At 61.9% G+C, this 16,658-nt stretch carries 16 protein-coding genes and 2 pseudogenes; 9 read left to right on the top strand and 9 right to left on the bottom strand.

Features of this window, described 5'->3' with window-relative positions; genetic code table 11:
* Window positions 1-42: 42 nt before the first annotated feature.
* The 3 genes from rnk to H1D44_RS10920 all read right to left on the bottom strand — a co-directional run bounded on the left by rnk (window position 43) and on the right by H1D44_RS10920 (window position 1,696).
* A complete protein-coding gene (gene rnk / locus H1D44_RS10930) occupies window positions 43-456 on the bottom strand; it encodes a nucleoside diphosphate kinase regulator (protein WP_181514892.1) in 414 nt (137 codons plus the stop codon).
* Window positions 457-603: 147 nt separating this feature from the next.
* Window positions 604-756 carry a hypothetical protein gene (locus tag H1D44_RS10925; protein WP_181514891.1) on the bottom strand — a complete coding sequence of 51 codons (153 nt, stop codon included), beginning with the start codon at window positions 754-756 and terminating at the stop codon, window positions 604-606.
* 166 nt (window positions 757-922) lie between these two features.
* A complete protein-coding gene (locus H1D44_RS10920; protein ID WP_181514890.1) occupies window positions 923-1,696 on the bottom strand; it encodes a Crp/Fnr family transcriptional regulator in 774 nt (257 codons plus the stop codon).
* Between the two features lie 628 nt (window positions 1,697-2,324).
* On the opposite strand from H1D44_RS10920, the pseudogene H1D44_RS10915 reads away from it, so the two are divergent.
* The 6 genes and pseudogenes from H1D44_RS10915 to H1D44_RS10890 form a co-directional block, all read left to right on the top strand.
* Window positions 2,325-2,561, top strand: a pseudogene (locus H1D44_RS10915) (transposase); the annotation flags it as partial.
* Window positions 2,534-2,761: pseudogene (locus H1D44_RS10910) on the top strand (IS30 family transposase); the annotation flags it as partial. The pseudogenes H1D44_RS10915 and H1D44_RS10910, both read left to right, overlap by 28 nt.
* 86 nt (window positions 2,762-2,847) lie before the next feature.
* Window positions 2,848-4,191: a GGDEF domain-containing response regulator gene (locus tag H1D44_RS10905; RefSeq protein ID WP_181514889.1), complete on the top strand. Its 1,344-nt coding sequence runs from the start codon at window positions 2,848-2,850 to the stop codon at window positions 4,189-4,191.
* The gene (locus tag H1D44_RS10900; protein WP_181514888.1) at window positions 4,191-6,752 is read left to right on the top strand and encodes a PhnD/SsuA/transferrin family substrate-binding protein; all 2,562 of its coding nucleotides are present in this window, start codon (window positions 4,191-4,193) and stop codon (window positions 6,750-6,752) included. Before H1D44_RS10905 ends, H1D44_RS10900 begins: the two co-directional genes overlap by 1 nt.
* Window positions 6,745-8,058, top strand: a complete 1,314-nt coding sequence (locus H1D44_RS10895; RefSeq protein ID WP_181514887.1) for a sensor histidine kinase — start codon at window positions 6,745-6,747, stop codon at window positions 8,056-8,058. Before H1D44_RS10900 ends, H1D44_RS10895 begins: the two co-directional genes overlap by 8 nt.
* A gap of 3 nt (window positions 8,059-8,061) precedes the next feature.
* On the top strand, window positions 8,062-8,499 hold the full coding sequence (locus H1D44_RS10890) for a response regulator (RefSeq protein ID WP_181514886.1): 438 nt from the start codon (window positions 8,062-8,064) through the stop codon (window positions 8,497-8,499).
* A gap of 323 nt (window positions 8,500-8,822) precedes the next feature.
* Here H1D44_RS10890 and radC read toward each other — a convergent pair whose 3' ends face one another.
* From radC to H1D44_RS10860, 6 genes are all read right to left on the bottom strand, one after another.
* On the bottom strand, window positions 8,823-9,320 hold the full coding sequence (radC, locus tag H1D44_RS10885; protein WP_181514885.1) for a RadC family protein: 498 nt from the start codon (window positions 9,318-9,320) through the stop codon (window positions 8,823-8,825).
* 11 nt (window positions 9,321-9,331) lie between these two features.
* Window positions 9,332-9,943 (bottom strand): lambda exonuclease family protein, encoded by a 612-nt coding sequence (locus H1D44_RS10880; RefSeq protein ID WP_181514884.1) that lies wholly within the window; start codon window positions 9,941-9,943, stop codon window positions 9,332-9,334.
* Window positions 9,944-10,000: 57 nt separating this feature from the next.
* A complete protein-coding gene (locus H1D44_RS10875; RefSeq protein WP_181514883.1) occupies window positions 10,001-10,762 on the bottom strand; it encodes an ERF family protein in 762 nt (253 codons plus the stop codon).
* A gap of 10 nt (window positions 10,763-10,772) precedes the next feature.
* Entirely contained in the window at window positions 10,773-10,958 is a 186-nt protein-coding gene (locus tag H1D44_RS10870; protein WP_181514882.1) for a hypothetical protein, read from the bottom strand.
* 77 nt (window positions 10,959-11,035) lie between these two features.
* Window positions 11,036-12,004, bottom strand: a complete 969-nt coding sequence (locus H1D44_RS10865; RefSeq protein WP_181514881.1) for a DUF932 domain-containing protein — start codon at window positions 12,002-12,004, stop codon at window positions 11,036-11,038.
* A gap of 106 nt (window positions 12,005-12,110) precedes the next feature.
* Window positions 12,111-12,443 carry a hypothetical protein gene (locus H1D44_RS10860; protein WP_181514880.1) on the bottom strand — a complete coding sequence of 111 codons (333 nt, stop codon included), beginning with the start codon at window positions 12,441-12,443 and terminating at the stop codon, window positions 12,111-12,113.
* Window positions 12,444-12,998: 555 nt separating this feature from the next.
* On the opposite strand from H1D44_RS10860, the gene H1D44_RS10855 reads away from it, so the two are divergent.
* The 3 genes from H1D44_RS10855 (at window position 12,999) to H1D44_RS10845 (ending at window position 16,642) form a co-directional block, all read left to right on the top strand.
* Complete coding sequence (locus H1D44_RS10855) at window positions 12,999-14,120, top strand: YagK/YfjJ domain-containing protein (RefSeq protein ID WP_181514879.1); 1,122 nt, start codon at window positions 12,999-13,001, stop codon at window positions 14,118-14,120.
* Between the two features lie 212 nt (window positions 14,121-14,332).
* Complete coding sequence (locus tag H1D44_RS10850; RefSeq protein WP_181514878.1) at window positions 14,333-14,767, top strand: helix-turn-helix domain-containing protein; 435 nt, start codon at window positions 14,333-14,335, stop codon at window positions 14,765-14,767.
* 420 nt (window positions 14,768-15,187) lie between these two features.
* A complete protein-coding gene (locus H1D44_RS10845; RefSeq protein WP_181514877.1) occupies window positions 15,188-16,642 on the top strand; it encodes a YfjI family protein in 1,455 nt (484 codons plus the stop codon).
* The last annotated feature ends 16 nt before the right edge of the window (window positions 16,643-16,658 follow it).

The raw sequence follows: 16,658 nt of genomic DNA, 5'->3' as shown, positions 1-16,658 counted from the left end.
CCCTGCTCCTTTTCGACGATACTCGACGGCGCCGCCGTCACCTCAACGGTGGAACTGCCCTTCCCGCTCGGGCTGCCACAGGATCGCATCGATGCGCAGGCGAGCCTGGGTGCCACCCGGCAGCGGCCAATCGATCACATCACCGATGCGCAGCCCGATCAGCCCGGCACCGATGGGCGCCATGACCGAGATGCCATCCTCGACCGTCTCGAGCGAATGCGGGTAGACCAGGGTACGTATCATCTGCCGATCACGTGTCAGGTCGGTGAACTGGACCTGACTGTTCATGCTGACCACATCCTCGGGGATGTCTTCCGGATCGATTACCTCGCCGCGTTCGAGCTCCTCTTCCAGGCAGTCGGCCACGAAGCGATCCTTGTCGCCGGCCTGATCGATCAGGCGCTGCAACCGCTCGGCATCCAGGCGGTTGATGATGATGGGGGGACGAGACGACATACAACCTCCTTGGCACCGGCAGCGAGGTGCGCTGCCGGCCATGCAACAAAAACAGCCCTTCGCCCCATGGGGGGAGAAGGACTGTGACTCTCACTATCATAAGGCCATGCTCACGAATTGTCAGGCCCGGGCATCCGCTGCGGGAAGCTATCTGTGCGGGCGACGCCCGGACGTGGCCAGCACGACGATACCCACCACCGTCAGGGCCAAACCCACGAACGCTGCCGGATTCCATGCCTGCCAGCCGTACAACGCCATTGCCAGACCGAGTGCCACCAGCACCCCGGCGAATGTTTTCACGCCCATTCCGTAGTCCCTCAGCTCCAAGTATAGGCCTCAGCATGCAGCGGATAGGGAGGTACATCAAGGAAAGCGCAGATAGCGAAGCACACCTGGCGGCACTTCGCTCAGCTCCGACTGGCTTGCCATTGGCCTGCATGGCACCAGGCCGAACGCCACGGGTCCCTCAGTCAGCAGTGGTACGCATGCCAGGCCCTCTACGATTGCCACTTGCCCGGCTGACGATCGAGAGCTCTGAGAGCGCAGAAGGCAGGGATTCGTCGATATAGCTTGCGTCGAACTTGATGAGCTGCGCCAGAGCTTCTGGGTTGGGCAGCGTTATATGCTGCCGGTGGCGGACGACCAGCCCCTCCTTGCGCAGTATCGTGAATGTCCGGCTCACGTGTACCGGGCTCAGCCCCAGCGCGTCACCCATCTGCTCCTGAGATATCGGGATGAAAAACCCATTGTCCTCAACGGCCCCGATCCGCTTGAGTCGCAGGTAGAGCTCATAGAGGAAATGCGCTAACCGCTCGTGAGCGGCATGCCGGCCAAGATAGACCAGGCGTTCGGTGAGCAGCGCCTGCTGGCGCACCGCCGTAGCCATGATACCGACGGCCAGGGCCGAACTCCCAAAGAGCTCAAGCAGCTGCTGGTACGAGAAGGGGCATACGACTCCCTCGTTGATCATGGCCACACCGGCCAGCCGGCGGGAGAAGCCGAAATCGCGCATGCCGATGATATCGCCGGGAAGGTAGAACTTGAGGATCTGCTTCGAGCCGTTTTCCAGATTACGGTAGGAGTATGCCCAGCCCTCCTTGACCACGCAGAACAGATCCGCATCCGCATCCTCATGCCACAGCACCTCGCCGGCTGACATGCGCCTGGTATTGAGCTGAAGGCTCAGCAACAGCGCCTTGTCTTCAGGTGTAAGCACCCCCTGGAGGCTAAGACCCCGCATTACTACAGTATCGAGGAGATTCACCTTGCTACCTCTCAGGCCAATGCAAATCAGACTATACTAATTTACATTTTAGGAATAATAGTTTTACCCAAGGTCTAACTATTATGAGTAGCCTTTCAGTTTCTTGCCAGCCGCTTGGTTGCGCTTTGCCTTTTTAGGAGGAGATTCTGGCGATCGGGCACGAGCCGACAAGGGAGGGATGTCATGCCTTCGGTCAGCACAACGCGAAACAGCCGCCCATAGGCGACTGTTTCAATAACCATTTTTCGATGGTACCGGCGGTCGGACTCGAACCGACAAGGGCTTGCACCCGGCGGATTTTGAATCCGTATTTCGACAACCAAAGGCCGCGCTTGCTACGGGCTTTTGTCCATAAATCAATAGCTTGAGATTTTACACTGGTTACATACAACACGTGGGTTCGCTACGATCTGCGACCAAACTGCGACCACATTGAGCCAGCCACTGCAGCGGACCCTCGTCCGCTGCGGAGGTGACGGAGCTATGTCCCAGGCCATTTTCACAATTGATCCACCACGAAGGGATTATGAGTGCAACCAAGCTGAATCGCCCCGGGTTTCGTAGACACCTCCAGGCCTTATACTGAAGGCAGCCAGGAGGTCCCATGAGCCGTCAACGATACACTGAAGAATTCAAGATCGAAGCCGTCAAGCAGGTGACAGAGCGGGGCCATCCCGTCACCGAGGTAGCTGCCCGCCTGGGCGTGTCCGGCCACAGCCTATATTAGTGGATGAAGCGTAATGCCAAGCCCGCGGAGCAACGGCAGCAGGACGATGATCTTCAAGCAGAGAACCGGCGGTTGAGGACTGAGCTGATCCGCACAGCCCCTGGCAGCGAGGTTCCAACGAGAACACCAACGGGCTGTTGCGGCAGTACCTACCGAAGGGAACGGATCTGTCAGTCTACAGCCAGGAAGAACTCGACGAGATCGCTGACTCGCTGAACACGCGGCCGCGCAGGACACTGGACTGGCGCACGCCGCTGGAAGTTTACGCCGAGGTGCTCAAAAAGTCGGTCGCTGGCCCGAGCACTTTTCAATAGCGTTGTGCTTGGAACTTGAGACCGCCATAGCTGTTTTTATGTAAACACTTTATGGTACTAGCTTATATCAAAGTACCGGTATCGCCATGCAGACACTCACGATGGTCCTGGTCGAAGACGACCCCGGCGATGCCGGCCTGATCCGCTATGCGCTGAAATACAGCGGGACAGGTCACGCGCTTTCCTGGGTCACCTCGCTGAGCGCCCTGGCCGAGCATCTCGAAGCGAGTGACGCGCCTGACGTCGTTCTGCTCGACCTGAACCTGCCCGACTCAACGGGCATGGCGACCGTGGAGGGCTGCAAGTCGCTGGTGGGCGATATCCCCATCGTCGTCCTGACCGGCCACGACGATATGGCATTCTCTCTTCAGACGCTGGAGGCCGGCGCCCAGGACTATCTGATCAAGGGCAACCTGGATGCAGACAGCCTGCTGCGCAGCGTACGCTACGCCATCAGCCGGGCCCGGCTGGAGCAGCGGCTAAGGCTTTCAGAGGCGCGCATGGCCGCGGCCATCGAAGGGGCCAACCTCGGCCTCTGGGACTGGCTGCTGCCTGAGCGGCAGTTCGTGTCGCTCAACGAGCAGTGGCTGGCCATGCTGGGATTCTCGGCCGACGAGATCACGTTGCCCCAGCCCGTGGACGCCTGGTTGGAGCGCCTGCACTCTGACGATCGCTCCCATTTCAATGCGGCCCTGGCGGCGCATCTGGAGCAGCGCGTTCCTAATATTCAGTGCGAGGTGCGGATGCGCCACCGGAAGGGCCACTGGGTCTGGGTCATGGTCTCCGGCCACATGGCTAGCCGCACCCCGGACGGCAGCCCACAGCGTCTAGTCGGCGTGCAACAGGATATCAGCGAGCGCCGAGCCATGGCCGAACGCCTGGAGGCACAGGCTATGACAGATGCCCTGACTGGCCTGCCCAATCGGCGCCACTTCATGCAGGCCATGGACTACCAGTACGGGCGCATCAGACGCCACCCCGAGCTGTCGGTCTGCGTGCTAATGCTGGATATCGATCACTTCAAACGCGTCAACGACACCTACGGCCATGCCGGCGGCGATGTGGTGCTAAGCGCCTTTGCCGAAGCGATCACTGGCCAGCTGCGGGAAACCGACATCGCGGGCCGCTTGGGAGGCGAGGAGTTCGCCGTCGTGCTGCCGGAGACGGACGCCGTCGGCGGCCGTCGCGTCGCGGAAAAGCTACGCCAGGCGGTCGAGGCGATGCGCGTGACGCTCGAGGACGGCACCGTGGTGCAGATCACCACCAGCCTGGGGCTGACGCTGATGCAAGCCGACGATACTCGCCCGGACGGTGCCCTGGCACGGGCCGATGGCGCGCTCTATCGCGCCAAGCGAGAGGGACGCAACCAGGTCGTTGCCTGCCCGAACATACCAGAAGGGCAACCGATGCGGCCCATGGGAGACGCCTGATGCGCCGGTGTATTCTCAAGCTGTGTCTGACGTTGCTGCTGGCCTTGAGTGCCGTGCCCCCCGCCATTGCCGACGATGCGGTGACTCTGGGTGTCTTTGCCTACCGCGAGGCGGAAGAGGTAGAAGCGCGCTTTTCCCCGCTGACCGAGGTGATGTCGGCGGCGCTGGAGGGTCGCGAGGTGCGTCTCGAGGTGCTCGACCTCGAAGCCCTGGACGCCGCGGTCGATGCGGGGCGACTCGATTTCGTACTGACCAATCCGCGCCACGCCCTCAGCCTGCGCGCCGAGCGCCGGGTGGGGGGTGAGCTGGTTACTCTACTCAGACACGAGCAGGATCATGAGCTGGCCTATCTTGCCGGCGTGGTGCTCGCTCGGCGAGACGCTGGAATTCATGACCTCGAAGCGCTAAAGGGACAAACAATCGCCATTCCGGGGCAACGCTTCCTGGGTGGCTTCATGGCCCAGGCCCATGAGCTGTATCAGCGGGGGATCGCCCCCTATGGATTTGCGGAGTACCGCGAGCTGAGCGCCCACGACGCGGTGATGCGGGCGCTGCTCGACGGCGAGGTAGTAGCGGGCTTCGTGCGTAGTGGCATTCTCGAGGACTGGCAGCGCCGCGGCCACGACGTCTCGTCCCTCGAGGTGGTCTCGCCCAGGCAGCATGATGGCTTTCCCCTGGCGCACTCCACCGGGCTCTACCCGGAGTGGCCGCTCACCGCCCTGGCGCACGTGCCGGAAGACGACGTGCGCCGCGTGGCCGGTGCCCTGCTCGGCTGGGAAGGGGTAGCCGGCGACGGTGAGGGCCTGCGCTTTGCCCCGCCCAAGGATTACCTGGCGGTGGAGCAGGCGGCTCGCGCACTGCGCATTACCCCCTTTGCCGTCGAACCGCGCTCCCTGTTGGCCGAGCTGCACGACCGCTACGGCCTGCTTGTATGGCTCGTGCCCATCCTTTCCATCGCTCTGCTGGCGGCTATGGTCGGGTTGATTCTCCTTTATCGTCGTCAGTCGCTGCTGAACCGACACCTGGAGCAGGAGCGCCAGGCGCTAGAGCAGATTCTCTGGGGCACAGCGGCGGGCACCTGGCAGTGGAATGTCCAGACGGGCGAGACCCGCTTCAACGCGCGCTGGGCCGAGATGGTGGGCTATCACCTGGAAGAGATCTCGCCCACTACCATCGAGACCTGGATGGCCTTCTGCCACGACGATGATCTTGCACGTTCCAACGCACAGCTGGAGGCCCACTTTGCCGGCCAGCGTGACCGCTACGATATCGAGGTGCGTATGCGCCACCGTGACGGGCATTGGATCTGGGTGCAGGATCGGGGCCGCGTCATTTCTTGGGATGAGGCGGGCGAGCCGCTGTGGATGGCCGGGACCCATACCGATATCACGCCCCGCAAGGAGGCCGAGCTCAGGGCCGCCGAACTGATAGCGCAGATGCGCAAGCATGCGGCGCTGCTGCCTGGCGCGCTGTACCAGTACTGGCAGCACCCCGACGGCCGCCGCGCTTTCCCCTATGCCAGCGACGGCATCGAGGCCATCTACGGCGTGCTGCCCGAGGCGATCCGCGAGGATGCCGCCCCTGTCTTTGCCGTGCTGGCCTCCGACGACGTGCCACAGGTGGCCGAGACCATCGCCCGCTCCGAGCGCGAGCTGACTCTCTGGCGTGCCACCTTTCGTGCCAATCATCCTGAAAAAGGCACGATCTGGGTAGAGGGCATCGCTATGCCCGAGCGGCTGGAAGATGGCAGCACCATATGGCATGGCTACCTGCGCGACGTGACCGGCGAACATGCCACTCAGCGGCAGCTCATGGCGTCTCGTGAAGCGTTGGAGCGCTCCAATCAGGAGCTGGAGCAGTTCGCCTACGCCGCCTCCCACGACCTTCGCCAGCCGCTGCGCATGGTGACCAGCTATGCACAACTGCTGGAGCGCCACCTGGCGGATAAGCTCGACGACGACGGCAGGACCATGCTGCACTACATGCGCGACGGCGCCCAGCGCATGGACGGCATGCTGCTGTCGCTGCTCGACTACTCCCGGGTCGGCCGCAAGGGGCAGCCCCTGCAGCCCATGGCCCTGCGCGATGCCCTCGACGAGGCGCTGCACTTTCTCGCGCCCGAGATCCGCGAGGCCGAAGCCCAGGTCGAGGTGACGGGGGAATGGCCCCGCGTGGTGGCAAGCCCCGACGAGATGACGCGACTGTTCCAGAACCTGCTGAGCAACGCCATCAAGTACCGCGCCCCCGACCAGGCGCCCGAGATCACCGTGGCCGTCGAGGCGCTGCCCGAGTCGGCGGGCTGGCAGGTGAACATCCGCGACAACGGTATCGGCATCGCCGCCGACCAGCAGGGGCGGCTGTTCCAGGTCTTCCAGCGCCTGCATACCCGGGAGCAGTACGCGGGCACGGGCGTCGGCCTGGCCATCTGCCGCAAGATCGTCGAGCGCCACGGTGGCGAGATTCGTCTCGAATCACCCGGCGAGGGGCAGGGCAGCACGGTGATCCTGACGCTGCCAGCGCGCGCCGAGGCGTCGACCGCGGAGGGCAGCGACCATGGCTAGGCGTGACGCGTTTCGCCGGCTGGCCGGCGTGGCGGTGCTGGCCGGGACACTGCTGAGCCCGGCGGCCCAGGCAGAGCCCGGCTTCAGTGATTTCTTCGTATCGCACCCCACGCCCATGTGGATGATCGAGGTGGCGAGCGGCGATATCGTACGCGCCAATCCGGCCGCGCAAGACTTCTACGGCTATGACGACCTGACCGCGCTCAATATCCGCGATATCAATCTGCTCTCGCAATCGCAGATCGAACAGGAGATAGCACGGGCCGCCACCGCCGAGCGCAACCATCTCTTCATGCGCCACCGCCTGGCCGACGATAGCGTCAAGGTGATGGGCATCTATACGCAGCGTATGGACTATCGCGGCCAGGAGGTGTTGGTCTCCTCGCTCTACGACACCAGCGAGTTCGAGCGCAGCGCCGAGCGCCACTATATCGCCCAGGTGGAGGAGCAGGTCGACCTGCAGACGGCCCAGCTGCGCAACGCCAAGCGCCGTCAGGCGTGGCTGGCCTGGGGCGCCGCCCTGGCGCAGGGTGTGGCCATCGTCATCCTGCTGAGCGTGCTTGTCCGCCTGCGCCGGGCCCAGGCGGACAAGCGGCGCCTGATCGAGGAGCTCTCCTTTCGCAACCGCGAGCTCGAGCGACTGAGCCACGCTATGGCCCACCTCTTTCAGGAGCCCAGCCGGCGCCTAATCAGCTTTGCCCAGCAGCTGCAGCGCCGGCTGGGCGACAGCGACGACGACAGCACCCGGATAGCGGTAGACTTCATCGCATCGCAGTCGCGCAGGCTCAGCGCCCTGGTGGGCGACATGCAGCGCTACCTCAGCCTTGACCGCATGCCCTTCGAGCCGAGGCGCATTTCGCCCGGGGAGATACTCGACGATGTCTATCGGCGCAACGAGGCGCTGACGGAACTGCGCCAGGCCCAGGCGATGACGGTGGCATCGCCGCTGCCCGACGTCCACTTTGAGCCCAAGCGCTTGGCGCTGGTCTTTGGCGTGCTGCTGCACAACGCCTGGCAATATCGCGACGCCGAGCGCCCGCTGCGGGTCACGGTCAGCGCCACGCGGCTGAATCAGCGCATACGGTTCGCCGTCGAGGATAACGGCAGGGGCATCGCGCCCGAATACCGCGACCAGGCGCTGGAGATGTTTGCACGGCTGGTGCCCAACAGCGAGCAGACGCCGGGCACCGGCATGGGGCTGGCCCTAGTGACCAAAGCGCTGCGCTGCGTGCAGGGCAGCGTTTACATAGAGCCGGGGCCGCAGGGCGGTACCCGCGTAGTGTTCGATTTACCCACAGCCGAGTAGCGTATGTCCGAGAGCAAAAACTTCGTGGTACTGCTGGTGGAAGATGAGCCAGCCGACGTGCATCTGACCCGGCTGGCTTTCAGGGAGGGAAAGCTGCTGGTTGACGTGCACGACGTGTCAGACGGCGTCGAGGCGCTGGCGTTCCTGCAGCGAGAAGGGAAATACCAGGACGCGCCGCGTCCCGACCTGATTCTTCTGGATCTGAACATGCCCCGAATGGATGGCAAGACCTTTCTTCAGCGCTTCAAGACACTAGAGAGCCTGCGCCGCATCCCGGTGGTCATCCTGACCACCTCGGAGGCCGAAAGCGACATCGTCGACTCCTACGATCTGGGCGCTGCCGGCTTTATCGTCAAGCCGGTGGACATCGACCAGTTCATCGCTTCCATCCAGTCGCTGGAAGAGTACTGGCTGACGCTGGTCAGGCGCGCGGACGCTTAGCCTGATCAGGCCGTCAGCCAGCTGCTGGTGTTATGCAAGATTATGGCCCTTCTTGTTTCCGGCTTGGTCATGTAGAGGCCTGATGCCGACCTCTCCTCGAGACCTTGGTTTGGCAGATCCTCCAGTGTGGGCCGGCATGTAAAGAAAACCAAGGTTTGCTTATCACCAGCCGTGCTGAGTTTGTGGTTTCGCCGAAACGGCCGCTCCTGGCCGAAACCAGCCAATCAAAAAAATAAATGCCAGTGGTGATGCCGGTGCTGCCTCTATGGGCAGCACCGGCGCTATGACGTAGCCCACGGGTAGTGATCGCCAGGCAGAAGCCACTATAGATCTCCCTGCTCTGCCAGCGATACGCAATTATCGATGCCGACCACGATATGGTCGATAACCCGCACCTCGACCAGTCCCAGCGCTTCCTTCAGGCGCTGGGTAATGCGCCGGTCGGCATCGCTGGGCTCAGGGTTACCACTTGGGTGGTTGTGGACCAGGATGAGGGCAGCGGCGTTGTGCGCCAGAGCCTGCTTGACCACCTCACGTGGGTAGACGCTGGCCGCGTCGATGGTGCCGCGGAACAGCTCCTCGAAGCAGATCACGCGATGCTGGCTGTCGAGGAAGATGGCACTGAACACCTCATGCTCGTAGTCCTGCAGCAGGATCTGCAGGTATTCGAACGCCAGCGCTGGCTGGGTGATCTTGCGCCCCCTGGCCAGGCGACGACGGGCGAAGGCTTTGGCGATACTCAGCAGCTCCGCTTCGGTCACCGTATCGGTAATGCGATAGGTACCAGCGGTTTCGCCGGCACTCAGCTTGCGATGGTTCATGGTGTCTCTCCTCAGGCCGCCATCACTTGCGCCATGCGGCGCTCCATTTCTTCGTAGAACGCCTCGACCCGCTCGGCGATGGTCTTGATCAGCGCCTCGTCACGGTAGGCCCGCTTCACGAATAGCGGCATCCCCGGCCAGTAGCTGACGAAATCGATCCATTCCCGTTCACTGACCCACAGGCCGCCTTGGCATTGGGCCACGTGCTCCTGCGGTAGCTCACCCTCGAGTAATAGCTCGATCTGGTACTTGGGCAGCTTGGTCTTGATCTCGGCCAGGCCGTTGCTGTCCACCAGGCAGTCCGGCGAGTAGCCCACCCCGTGGTTGAGGATGATGCCGACCTGCTCGAGGCGAGGCAGGCCAGTCGCTTCCTGGTAGAGCTCGCGGGCTACCGGCTCGAGTTCGTGGCCACGCCGGGTGTGAGCATTACCCTGGAAGGCATCGCTGGGCTCACCGGTGATGCGCTCACCGATCAGCTGATGCATGTAGCTGATGGCGCCGGTACCGAAGCCTCCCGGTCCCTTGCCCTTGACCAGCAGGGTCTTCAGCTCGGACATGGTGACGATGCCGAGACGGGCGGCATGCCACTCGGGCGTGCCCTGGTCCAGTGTCAGGATCTGCATGACGATCTCCTTGATGACATGACGGCATAGCGGCGAGGGTTACCCCTCGCCGGTGGCTCAGTGACGTGGGTGATTGGGCAGTGCCCGCTTCTGCAGGGAGGCACGCAGTTTGTCGAAGTCGCTGCGGGGGACCCGCTCGACGTCGCCGTACTTGCCGACGAACCACTCTTGGGTAGTGACGGGACAGGCAGTGATCAGCTGCTTGAGCTGACTCGCCTGGAACGGCGTGACCACCTTCACCGGGGGTGCGGCGCCATGACCGTTGTCGTCCTGGCCGCGGGTGGTGATGTTGAGCAGTGCACACAGCACGTAGCGCTTGCCGTAGCTGGTGGAGGAGCCGAAGGCCTGGACGGCGTTCTTGTTACCGCTGACATCAGCCGGCAGCAGCATGCTGGTCTCCTCGCGGTGACCGTCCTGGTGCATCAATACGCCAGTCACCTGGATGCCCCGTTCCTGGGTCTGAATACGGAAGCTCACCGCAAAGCCGTGGCGCTGCATGATCGGCCGCACGGTATCGACGATATCCTCCAGCGTGGCGTAGGCGCCGTTGTTGCCCTGGCCGCGCTCGGCGATGCTCGGCATCTCCGTCTGCATCGCTGCCATGGCGGCGCTGTAGGCCATTAGCGCCTGGCGATCGAGGACACGCTCCTGCATCTGCAGCAGTCGCTCCATCTTGTCGATATCGACCTCGGGGTTGAGGGCGGCACGCTCGATCACCTGGATGATCGCGGTACTCTCCTGCAGTGGCGGGTCCGTCGGCACCTGGCCGTTGTGCCCAGATGGCTTAGGGGAAGGCGTTGGTTGAGTGGTGGTTGCCATGTTGGCCTCCTTACAGGTAGCGGTTGATGACCTCGTGGAGCTGCTCGGCAGGGACCGGCTCCAACGACACGACCACGCGGTAGACCCGGCCCTCGGCCAGCACGTGGGTATGGGTTTCACGTTCATTAGCCCCCAGCAGCTGGCGAGTCAGCTGGGTTAGGGCGCGGCAGATCTCGAATGACAATCGCGATGACATGAGTCCTCCAGAAACAGAAACGCCCGGCCTTGGTGGGGCCGGGCGCTATGCCGTGATGGGATTGGGATGGATGAAGATCAGGCGACCAGCGCCATGGCCGACGCCAGGGCCTTGTCCTTGAGGCTCGCCCCCTGACCGAACCAGGCGGAGTCCATGCGGTAGTCGTTGCTGCGGGCGCGCTTCTCGTGGTCGACGTACTCGGTGATGGCGTTGAGCAGGCCCCAGGCGGTGCCCTGGGCCGTGCAGAGCTGCGAGCCCCGCCCTTCGCCGTGGTAGAGCTTCTGGACGCGGTTGAGCGCGCGGACGTTGGGCAGCTTGGAGGGATCGTCCAGCGGCTCCTCGGCGTTGCAGATCACCGACTGGAAGTAGGTCTTGATTTCCTCCTGGCTGACCTTGCGCTCGGCCAGGGTCCTCATGCGGTACATGAAGTCGTCCCACTGCGAGACCGAGATACCCAGCTGCTGCTTGACTCGCTGCGGGTTGAACTCGGTGCTGTGCGGCACCTTCACGCCCTGGGCCATGCCGTCGACGGCGATGGTCAGGGTGTTGTTGCATACCACCCGTACCGACGTGGGTGTTGCCACCGTCGCAAGCGACCCGTCACAGGACGTGGCCAGCAGCAGGTAGGCGTTGACCTGGTCCTGGCCCTTGATCGCACTGCCCAGCCCACTGCGGGCCAAGGCCCAGAACTTGCGTCCACCCTTGAGCACTCCGGCCGTCTCCAGCTCATAGCCGGCGTACTCGGTCAGGTCGCGGTAGAACTCCAGCACCTCCTCGGGCTGGACTACCTTGTAGCGCTGCGAGACCACCGACAGTGGTGCCCGGGTATCCGAGCGATAGAGGACCTTCTGCTCCGAGAAGGAATGGATGCTGCCGAGGTGGCCGGCGCCATCGGCGATGAAGCGTACCGGGGAGGATTCGATGTGCCAGTCCATGCCGGCCTGTTGCCGCCAAACCTCCAGCGGTTGATGACGCGACAGCTGTTGCCCCAGGCCGTGCCAGGGGGTGTCGCCGACGTAAGCCATTTGCTCGATCAGATGTGCCATGGGTATAGCTCCTTGAAACGTGGTGATCACGGCATAGCAGCCCGCCACCCAAGGGCAGCGGGCCATGCTCGCGAGAGATGAGGAAAAACAGGAATGAGCGTAGGGATCAGTCCGCCACGAGGCGGAAACTGTGGCCGCAATCGCCGCACTGATGGTTGTCGAGCACCTTGTCGTCAAGCTGTGCGCCGAGACGTGCGCCGGTAACGCCGCCAGCGGCACAGCCGATCAGGCCGCCCAGGACAGCGCCAGTGATACTACCGACACTGATCCCGACAGGACCGGCCATTGCCCCCACGATGGCGCCCGTCTTGGCACCGCTGAGTGCTCCAGCCGATCCTGAGGCCATTCCGGCGGCAGCGCCGGTAACACCGCATACCTTGCGGCCGTGGTGTCGGGACATGACGTGATGTGAGCCACAGCTTGGGCAGCTTGTGGGCATGGCAGTACCTCCATGATGAACGCTGAGAACCCAGTCGTCTGGGGCTTCATCGTGGTAGTACAGGGCTGAGATTTTTTTGAATCGAGCCGGTGAGCAGGTAGTTGGCAACCCAGTGGTCTGCCTTGTCTACGACACTAACTTTTTCAATGACTTACTCGGAAAATTCCTGGCATTCACTGGGCGTTGGCTCTTCAGCCTCCGGTATGCTCCCCTCTGGGCGTGCTAGGCCATTTGGCTTTGTATGTTATTAGATAAACATTAGATATAACCATGGGTTCTATAAGGGGTGTTTAATAGCTATAAAGACAATGGGCTCACGTAGTAAGAGCCCAATAGGCAGCATCAGAGAGGCACCATAGATTGGGAGGGGAGATCCCCAAAAGGATCGAATCGACCTTCCAGTCTTTGACAGCATCACGTAGCCAACGAGACCTCGAAGTGGCCAGGCCTCTTGGAGATGGCCTGCCACGCCTCCCGGCGGTGACGTAAATTTCTACATGCCTCGGCGATGGTACGAGCGAAACGCTCCAACACCATCATAGAGAGGCAATCCCCATGTACGATGATGCTAACGACGACACCCTGAGCGAAGCGGAAATGCTGGCCATCTGCCAAGGCATGAGCAGCACCGTGCTGGAGACTTCCGCCTTAGGGCAGGAGATCGCCACGCTTTCCCACCACCTCTGGCGACAGGACTTGATCGAGGTGGATCGGCAGCTGAAATGCTTGGCCACCACAGGTACGCTGCTGCAGAGTGAACGGCTGATTCTGCCAGATGGATACGGCAGTGATGTCGTGGTGCTGGCACCGGACGCTCTGCTGGACACGCTGACGACGCTCTATACGGTGCTGGTGACGATGTTCCAGGAGACTGACATCGGTCAGCACTATCGGCCTAGCCCTCACGCCCAGCGTTTCCTTTGGGCGTTTGCGAGCTGTGCCTACCTGCGTGAGGCAGGATTCCATCAGCCACCGCCCATGAGCCGACAGGTAGCAGAGCAGACGGTCGTCGACCTCAATCAGCGACTGACGGCCTGGTACCAATGCATGAAGCAGCCGGACTTTGCCTACGAGTGCAACCGGAACCGCCGCAATAGCCGTAACAACTACCAGAGTCTCCGGGATCTGATGGATGCCCTATTCGCCTGCTATAGCCGCCTGACGGTACTGCGAGTAGATCTGAGCTATACCGAGATGGATGGGCCGTATATCAACTATGAGACGGCGCGCTACCATCGTGAACAGCTGTGCCGGATGTTTCACTCCCACGCGCTCTTTGATCACCTGCTTGGCTATGCTTGGAAGCTGGAATGGCGTCCTCAGAAAGGATTTCATTACCATTTCCTGTTCTTCTTCGATGGGCATCAGGTACAGGAAGACATTAACCAGGCTCGGCTTATCGGCGAGCTTTGGGTGCGCTCGATCACAGGAGGACAAGGGCATTTTTTCAACTGCAATCGCAATGCAGAGAACGTCTATCACTACAACGCCCTGGGGCGCATCAACTACCACGACTACAAAAAGCAGCGCGGCCTAGACTACATCGCTCGGTACCTGACAAAGATCGATGAGTACGCCGCCATGCTGGTCACTGGTCGTACATTCCAGACCAGCCCAACGCCAACCTTGCCCGACGGACCACGCCCAGGTCGACCTAGGAAGTTCTCAGCCGCCTAGGCCGAGCATCAGCGTCGGCACGTCATACACCTGCCCGCTGACCATTCATCTTGATGGTTATTCGCTCATGGTATGAGTCGTCACGGCAGTCACGGGAATAAGCCGGTGATTCCGTCTTGCGGCGGATAATGCCGGGCTACTTTCTCCCCGCTTTTCTACTGGGCCCGCCGTGATCATGGTAGGCCTTTTCGTCAATCCATTGGAGTAAAACGATGTCCATTTTCCCCCCGAAACATCATCCCAGCGATCCGCCTGAAGAGTCACGTCATCACGACGATAGTAGCAGGCCGCCCCTATTATCCTGGCAGGCAATCAGCAAGGCTGAGTGGGAAGCCCAGCAGCAGACTATCCATGCGCGCGATCCTGTCATCGAGCCATCGCCTCCAATCTGGCATACCCCACCATCGTATCCGCCCACGGTGGATAAACGCTTGGCTGAGATGGAGCGGAATGAGCCCAAACGACGGCTGATAAGTGATGCCAAGGAGCTGGCCAAGATCCGTAAGATCACCCAGGCGCAAATGGCCGAGGAGATGGGGGTGCCCCATCGCACCCTGGAGGAGTGGCTGCAATTCCGGCGCATGCCAAAAGCCCCGGGCACGACACTCCTGCAGCGGTGGGTAGCGGCGCATTCAAGGGCAGAGTAACGCACTCTTCTCCAAACCTGCCGAGTGTCAGCGGACGCCTAGGCTCAGCTAAAAGCAGGGTTACGCCGAACAGCAAGCAACGGAAAAAGAATAACAAACAGCCCGTTAATGCCAAATCGGTATTGATCACTTTTTGTCCAGAAACACCACCAGCAAGCCTTGCGAGGCGAGCGGGAAGCGCTTCGGCCCCTGATACCCGGCTAATTTGGCTACGAATAGCCTAAATAACCGCGCCAGAGGGGGCTGACTGCCCCAAAGCCACACTTGTAGATAGCAAGCCACCAAATATGTCAACCACTCTGCTTGATAACTTTCTCTCCGCAAGCAGAGCGGCATCCTTGCCGTTAGGAACGCGTCATTCTCTGCCCTGCCATCGGACGCGGTCAGGTGGCAAAACAACCCAAACAGGAGAGAGTGACAATGAACTACACCTTCCAGCCAGCGCTGCCAGCCCCCGGTCAATTCGATGCCCAGAGACTCGCTCCTACCTTGCTGTGGCGAGCCTCAAATGACCTACACCAGCACTGCCAGGTGTCGATGGAGCTCACTGTCCTGACCCTGCTGGCAGGCATCAGCATGGCAGCGCAAGGCCGCTACGACCTGAAGATGCCCTACGGAGCGATCAAGCCCACTTCGATCAACGCTCTGGCCGTGGCAGGCTCCGGTGAGGGCAAATCCCCTCTTTACGACAAAGTGCTGCACCCCATCCAAGATGAGCAGCGCAAGCAGCGTCGGGAGTGGCGCAAACGGCTGGATGCCTACCAGGGGGAGTTGGAGGAGTGGCGCACCGAGGAGAAGGTGCTGACCCAGGCGATCTACCGCAAACAGACCAAAGGCGGTACAGCGGAGCGTGACCGTCAATTGCTGCGAGAGCTGCATCAGCGTCGGCCCGAGCCTCCCCGCGAGTTTCGGCTTCTGTATGAGGACACCACTCCCGAAGCCCTCTTCTCGGGCCTGGAAAAAGCCACCCCTAGCGCCGCTCTGGCCACCGACGAGGCAGAAGTCTTCTTTAAGGGCGCGATGAACAGGGCACGCAGCCACATCAACTCCCTGTGGAGTGGCGGCAGCACGGTCATCACGCGGGCCACCAAAGAGGATATCGTGCTGGACGATGCGCGCCTGATGCTACTGCTGATGGTGCAGCCCGGCATACTTGAAACATACTTGGAGAACCAGGGACAACAGGCAAGGGATTCCGGCATGCTCGCTCGCTTCCTCGTCTGCGCCCCGCCGTCTGTTCGTGGTCAGCGGTTCTATTCGCTGCAAACCGCCTCCGCACGGGAGGCCTGGGAGCAGGCCGAGGCGCGCCTGGCCACCTTGACACGCGAAAACCTGATTCTGGCCCAAGCCCCGAACATGCCGCGTGAGGTGCTGGAGTTTACCGAGGAGGGAGCCGCCTGCTGGGTACAGGTGGCCAACGAGATCGAGCGACAAATGGGTCCTGGCGGGTATTTCGAAGCCTGCCCCGATCATGGCTCAAAGCTCGCGGAGAACGTGGCTCGCGTGGCAGCACTGATTCACCTGCTTGAGGATGAGGAAGAGGGAATCAGCGCCGAGACGGTGCAGATGGCGACCGACCTGTGCCTCTACTATTCCGGCAGCTTCCGGCAAGTGTTCATGCCGCCCCCTCAGGAAGAGCAGGATGCCTTCCGCTTGAACGAGTGGATCAATGAGCAACGGCAGTTCAACTGGCGGCTCGTGCGTTACAACGATGCACGACAGCGCGGCCCACGGCCGCTGCGTGATAAGAAACGCCTTAAGGCGGCGCTGGATGTGCTTATCGCCCAGCAGCAGGTGGTAGTGTTTACTCACCATCGAACGCGCTTTATCGACCTAATGCCTTGGATGGGGCCGCCGGACATGAGCACGCTCTGACCCGACTCCTTTGCCT

This window comes from Billgrantia kenyensis, from assembly GCF_013697085.1.
Classification (GTDB): domain Bacteria; phylum Pseudomonadota; class Gammaproteobacteria; order Pseudomonadales; family Halomonadaceae; genus Halomonas; species Halomonas kenyensis.
The sequence above is the reverse complement of the archived record's forward strand: the minus strand, read 5'-3'. Positions and strand labels throughout refer to the sequence as shown.

Bases quoted from the DNA above. Each gene is read 5' to 3' on its own strand.
- H1D44_RS10905 (WP_181514889.1), top strand. From the start codon at position 2,848: ATGCAGACACTCACGATGGTCCTGGTCGAAGACGACCCCGGCGATGCC.
- H1D44_RS10875 (WP_181514883.1), bottom strand. From the start codon at position 10,762: ATGGCAACCACCACTCAACCAACGCCTTCCCCTAAGCCATCTGGGCAC.
- H1D44_RS10900 (WP_181514888.1), top strand. From the start codon at position 4,191: ATGCGCCGGTGTATTCTCAAGCTGTGTCTGACGTTGCTGCTGGCCTTG.
- H1D44_RS10865 (WP_181514881.1), bottom strand. From the start codon at position 12,004: ATGGCACATCTGATCGAGCAAATGGCTTACGTCGGCGACACCCCCTGG.
- H1D44_RS10860 (WP_181514880.1), bottom strand. From the start codon at position 12,443: ATGCCCACAAGCTGCCCAAGCTGTGGCTCACATCACGTCATGTCCCGA.
- H1D44_RS10920 (WP_181514890.1), bottom strand. From the start codon at position 1,696: ATGCGGGGTCTTAGCCTCCAGGGGGTGCTTACACCTGAAGACAAGGCG.
- radC (WP_181514885.1), bottom strand. From the start codon at position 9,320: ATGAACCATCGCAAGCTGAGTGCCGGCGAAACCGCTGGTACCTATCGC.
- H1D44_RS10855 (WP_181514879.1), top strand. From the start codon at position 12,999: ATGTACGATGATGCTAACGACGACACCCTGAGCGAAGCGGAAATGCTG.
- H1D44_RS10890 (WP_181514886.1), top strand. From the start codon at position 8,062: ATGTCCGAGAGCAAAAACTTCGTGGTACTGCTGGTGGAAGATGAGCCA.
- H1D44_RS10850 (WP_181514878.1), top strand. From the start codon at position 14,333: ATGTCCATTTTCCCCCCGAAACATCATCCCAGCGATCCGCCTGAAGAG.
- H1D44_RS10880 (WP_181514884.1), bottom strand. From the start codon at position 9,943: ATGCAGATCCTGACACTGGACCAGGGCACGCCCGAGTGGCATGCCGCC.
- H1D44_RS10870 (WP_181514882.1), bottom strand. From the start codon at position 10,958: ATGTCATCGCGATTGTCATTCGAGATCTGCCGCGCCCTAACCCAGCTG.
- H1D44_RS10845 (WP_181514877.1), top strand. From the start codon at position 15,188: ATGAACTACACCTTCCAGCCAGCGCTGCCAGCCCCCGGTCAATTCGAT.
- H1D44_RS10895 (WP_181514887.1), top strand. From the start codon at position 6,745: ATGGCTAGGCGTGACGCGTTTCGCCGGCTGGCCGGCGTGGCGGTGCTG.
- rnk (WP_181514892.1), bottom strand. From the start codon at position 456: ATGTCGTCTCGTCCCCCCATCATCATCAACCGCCTGGATGCCGAGCGG.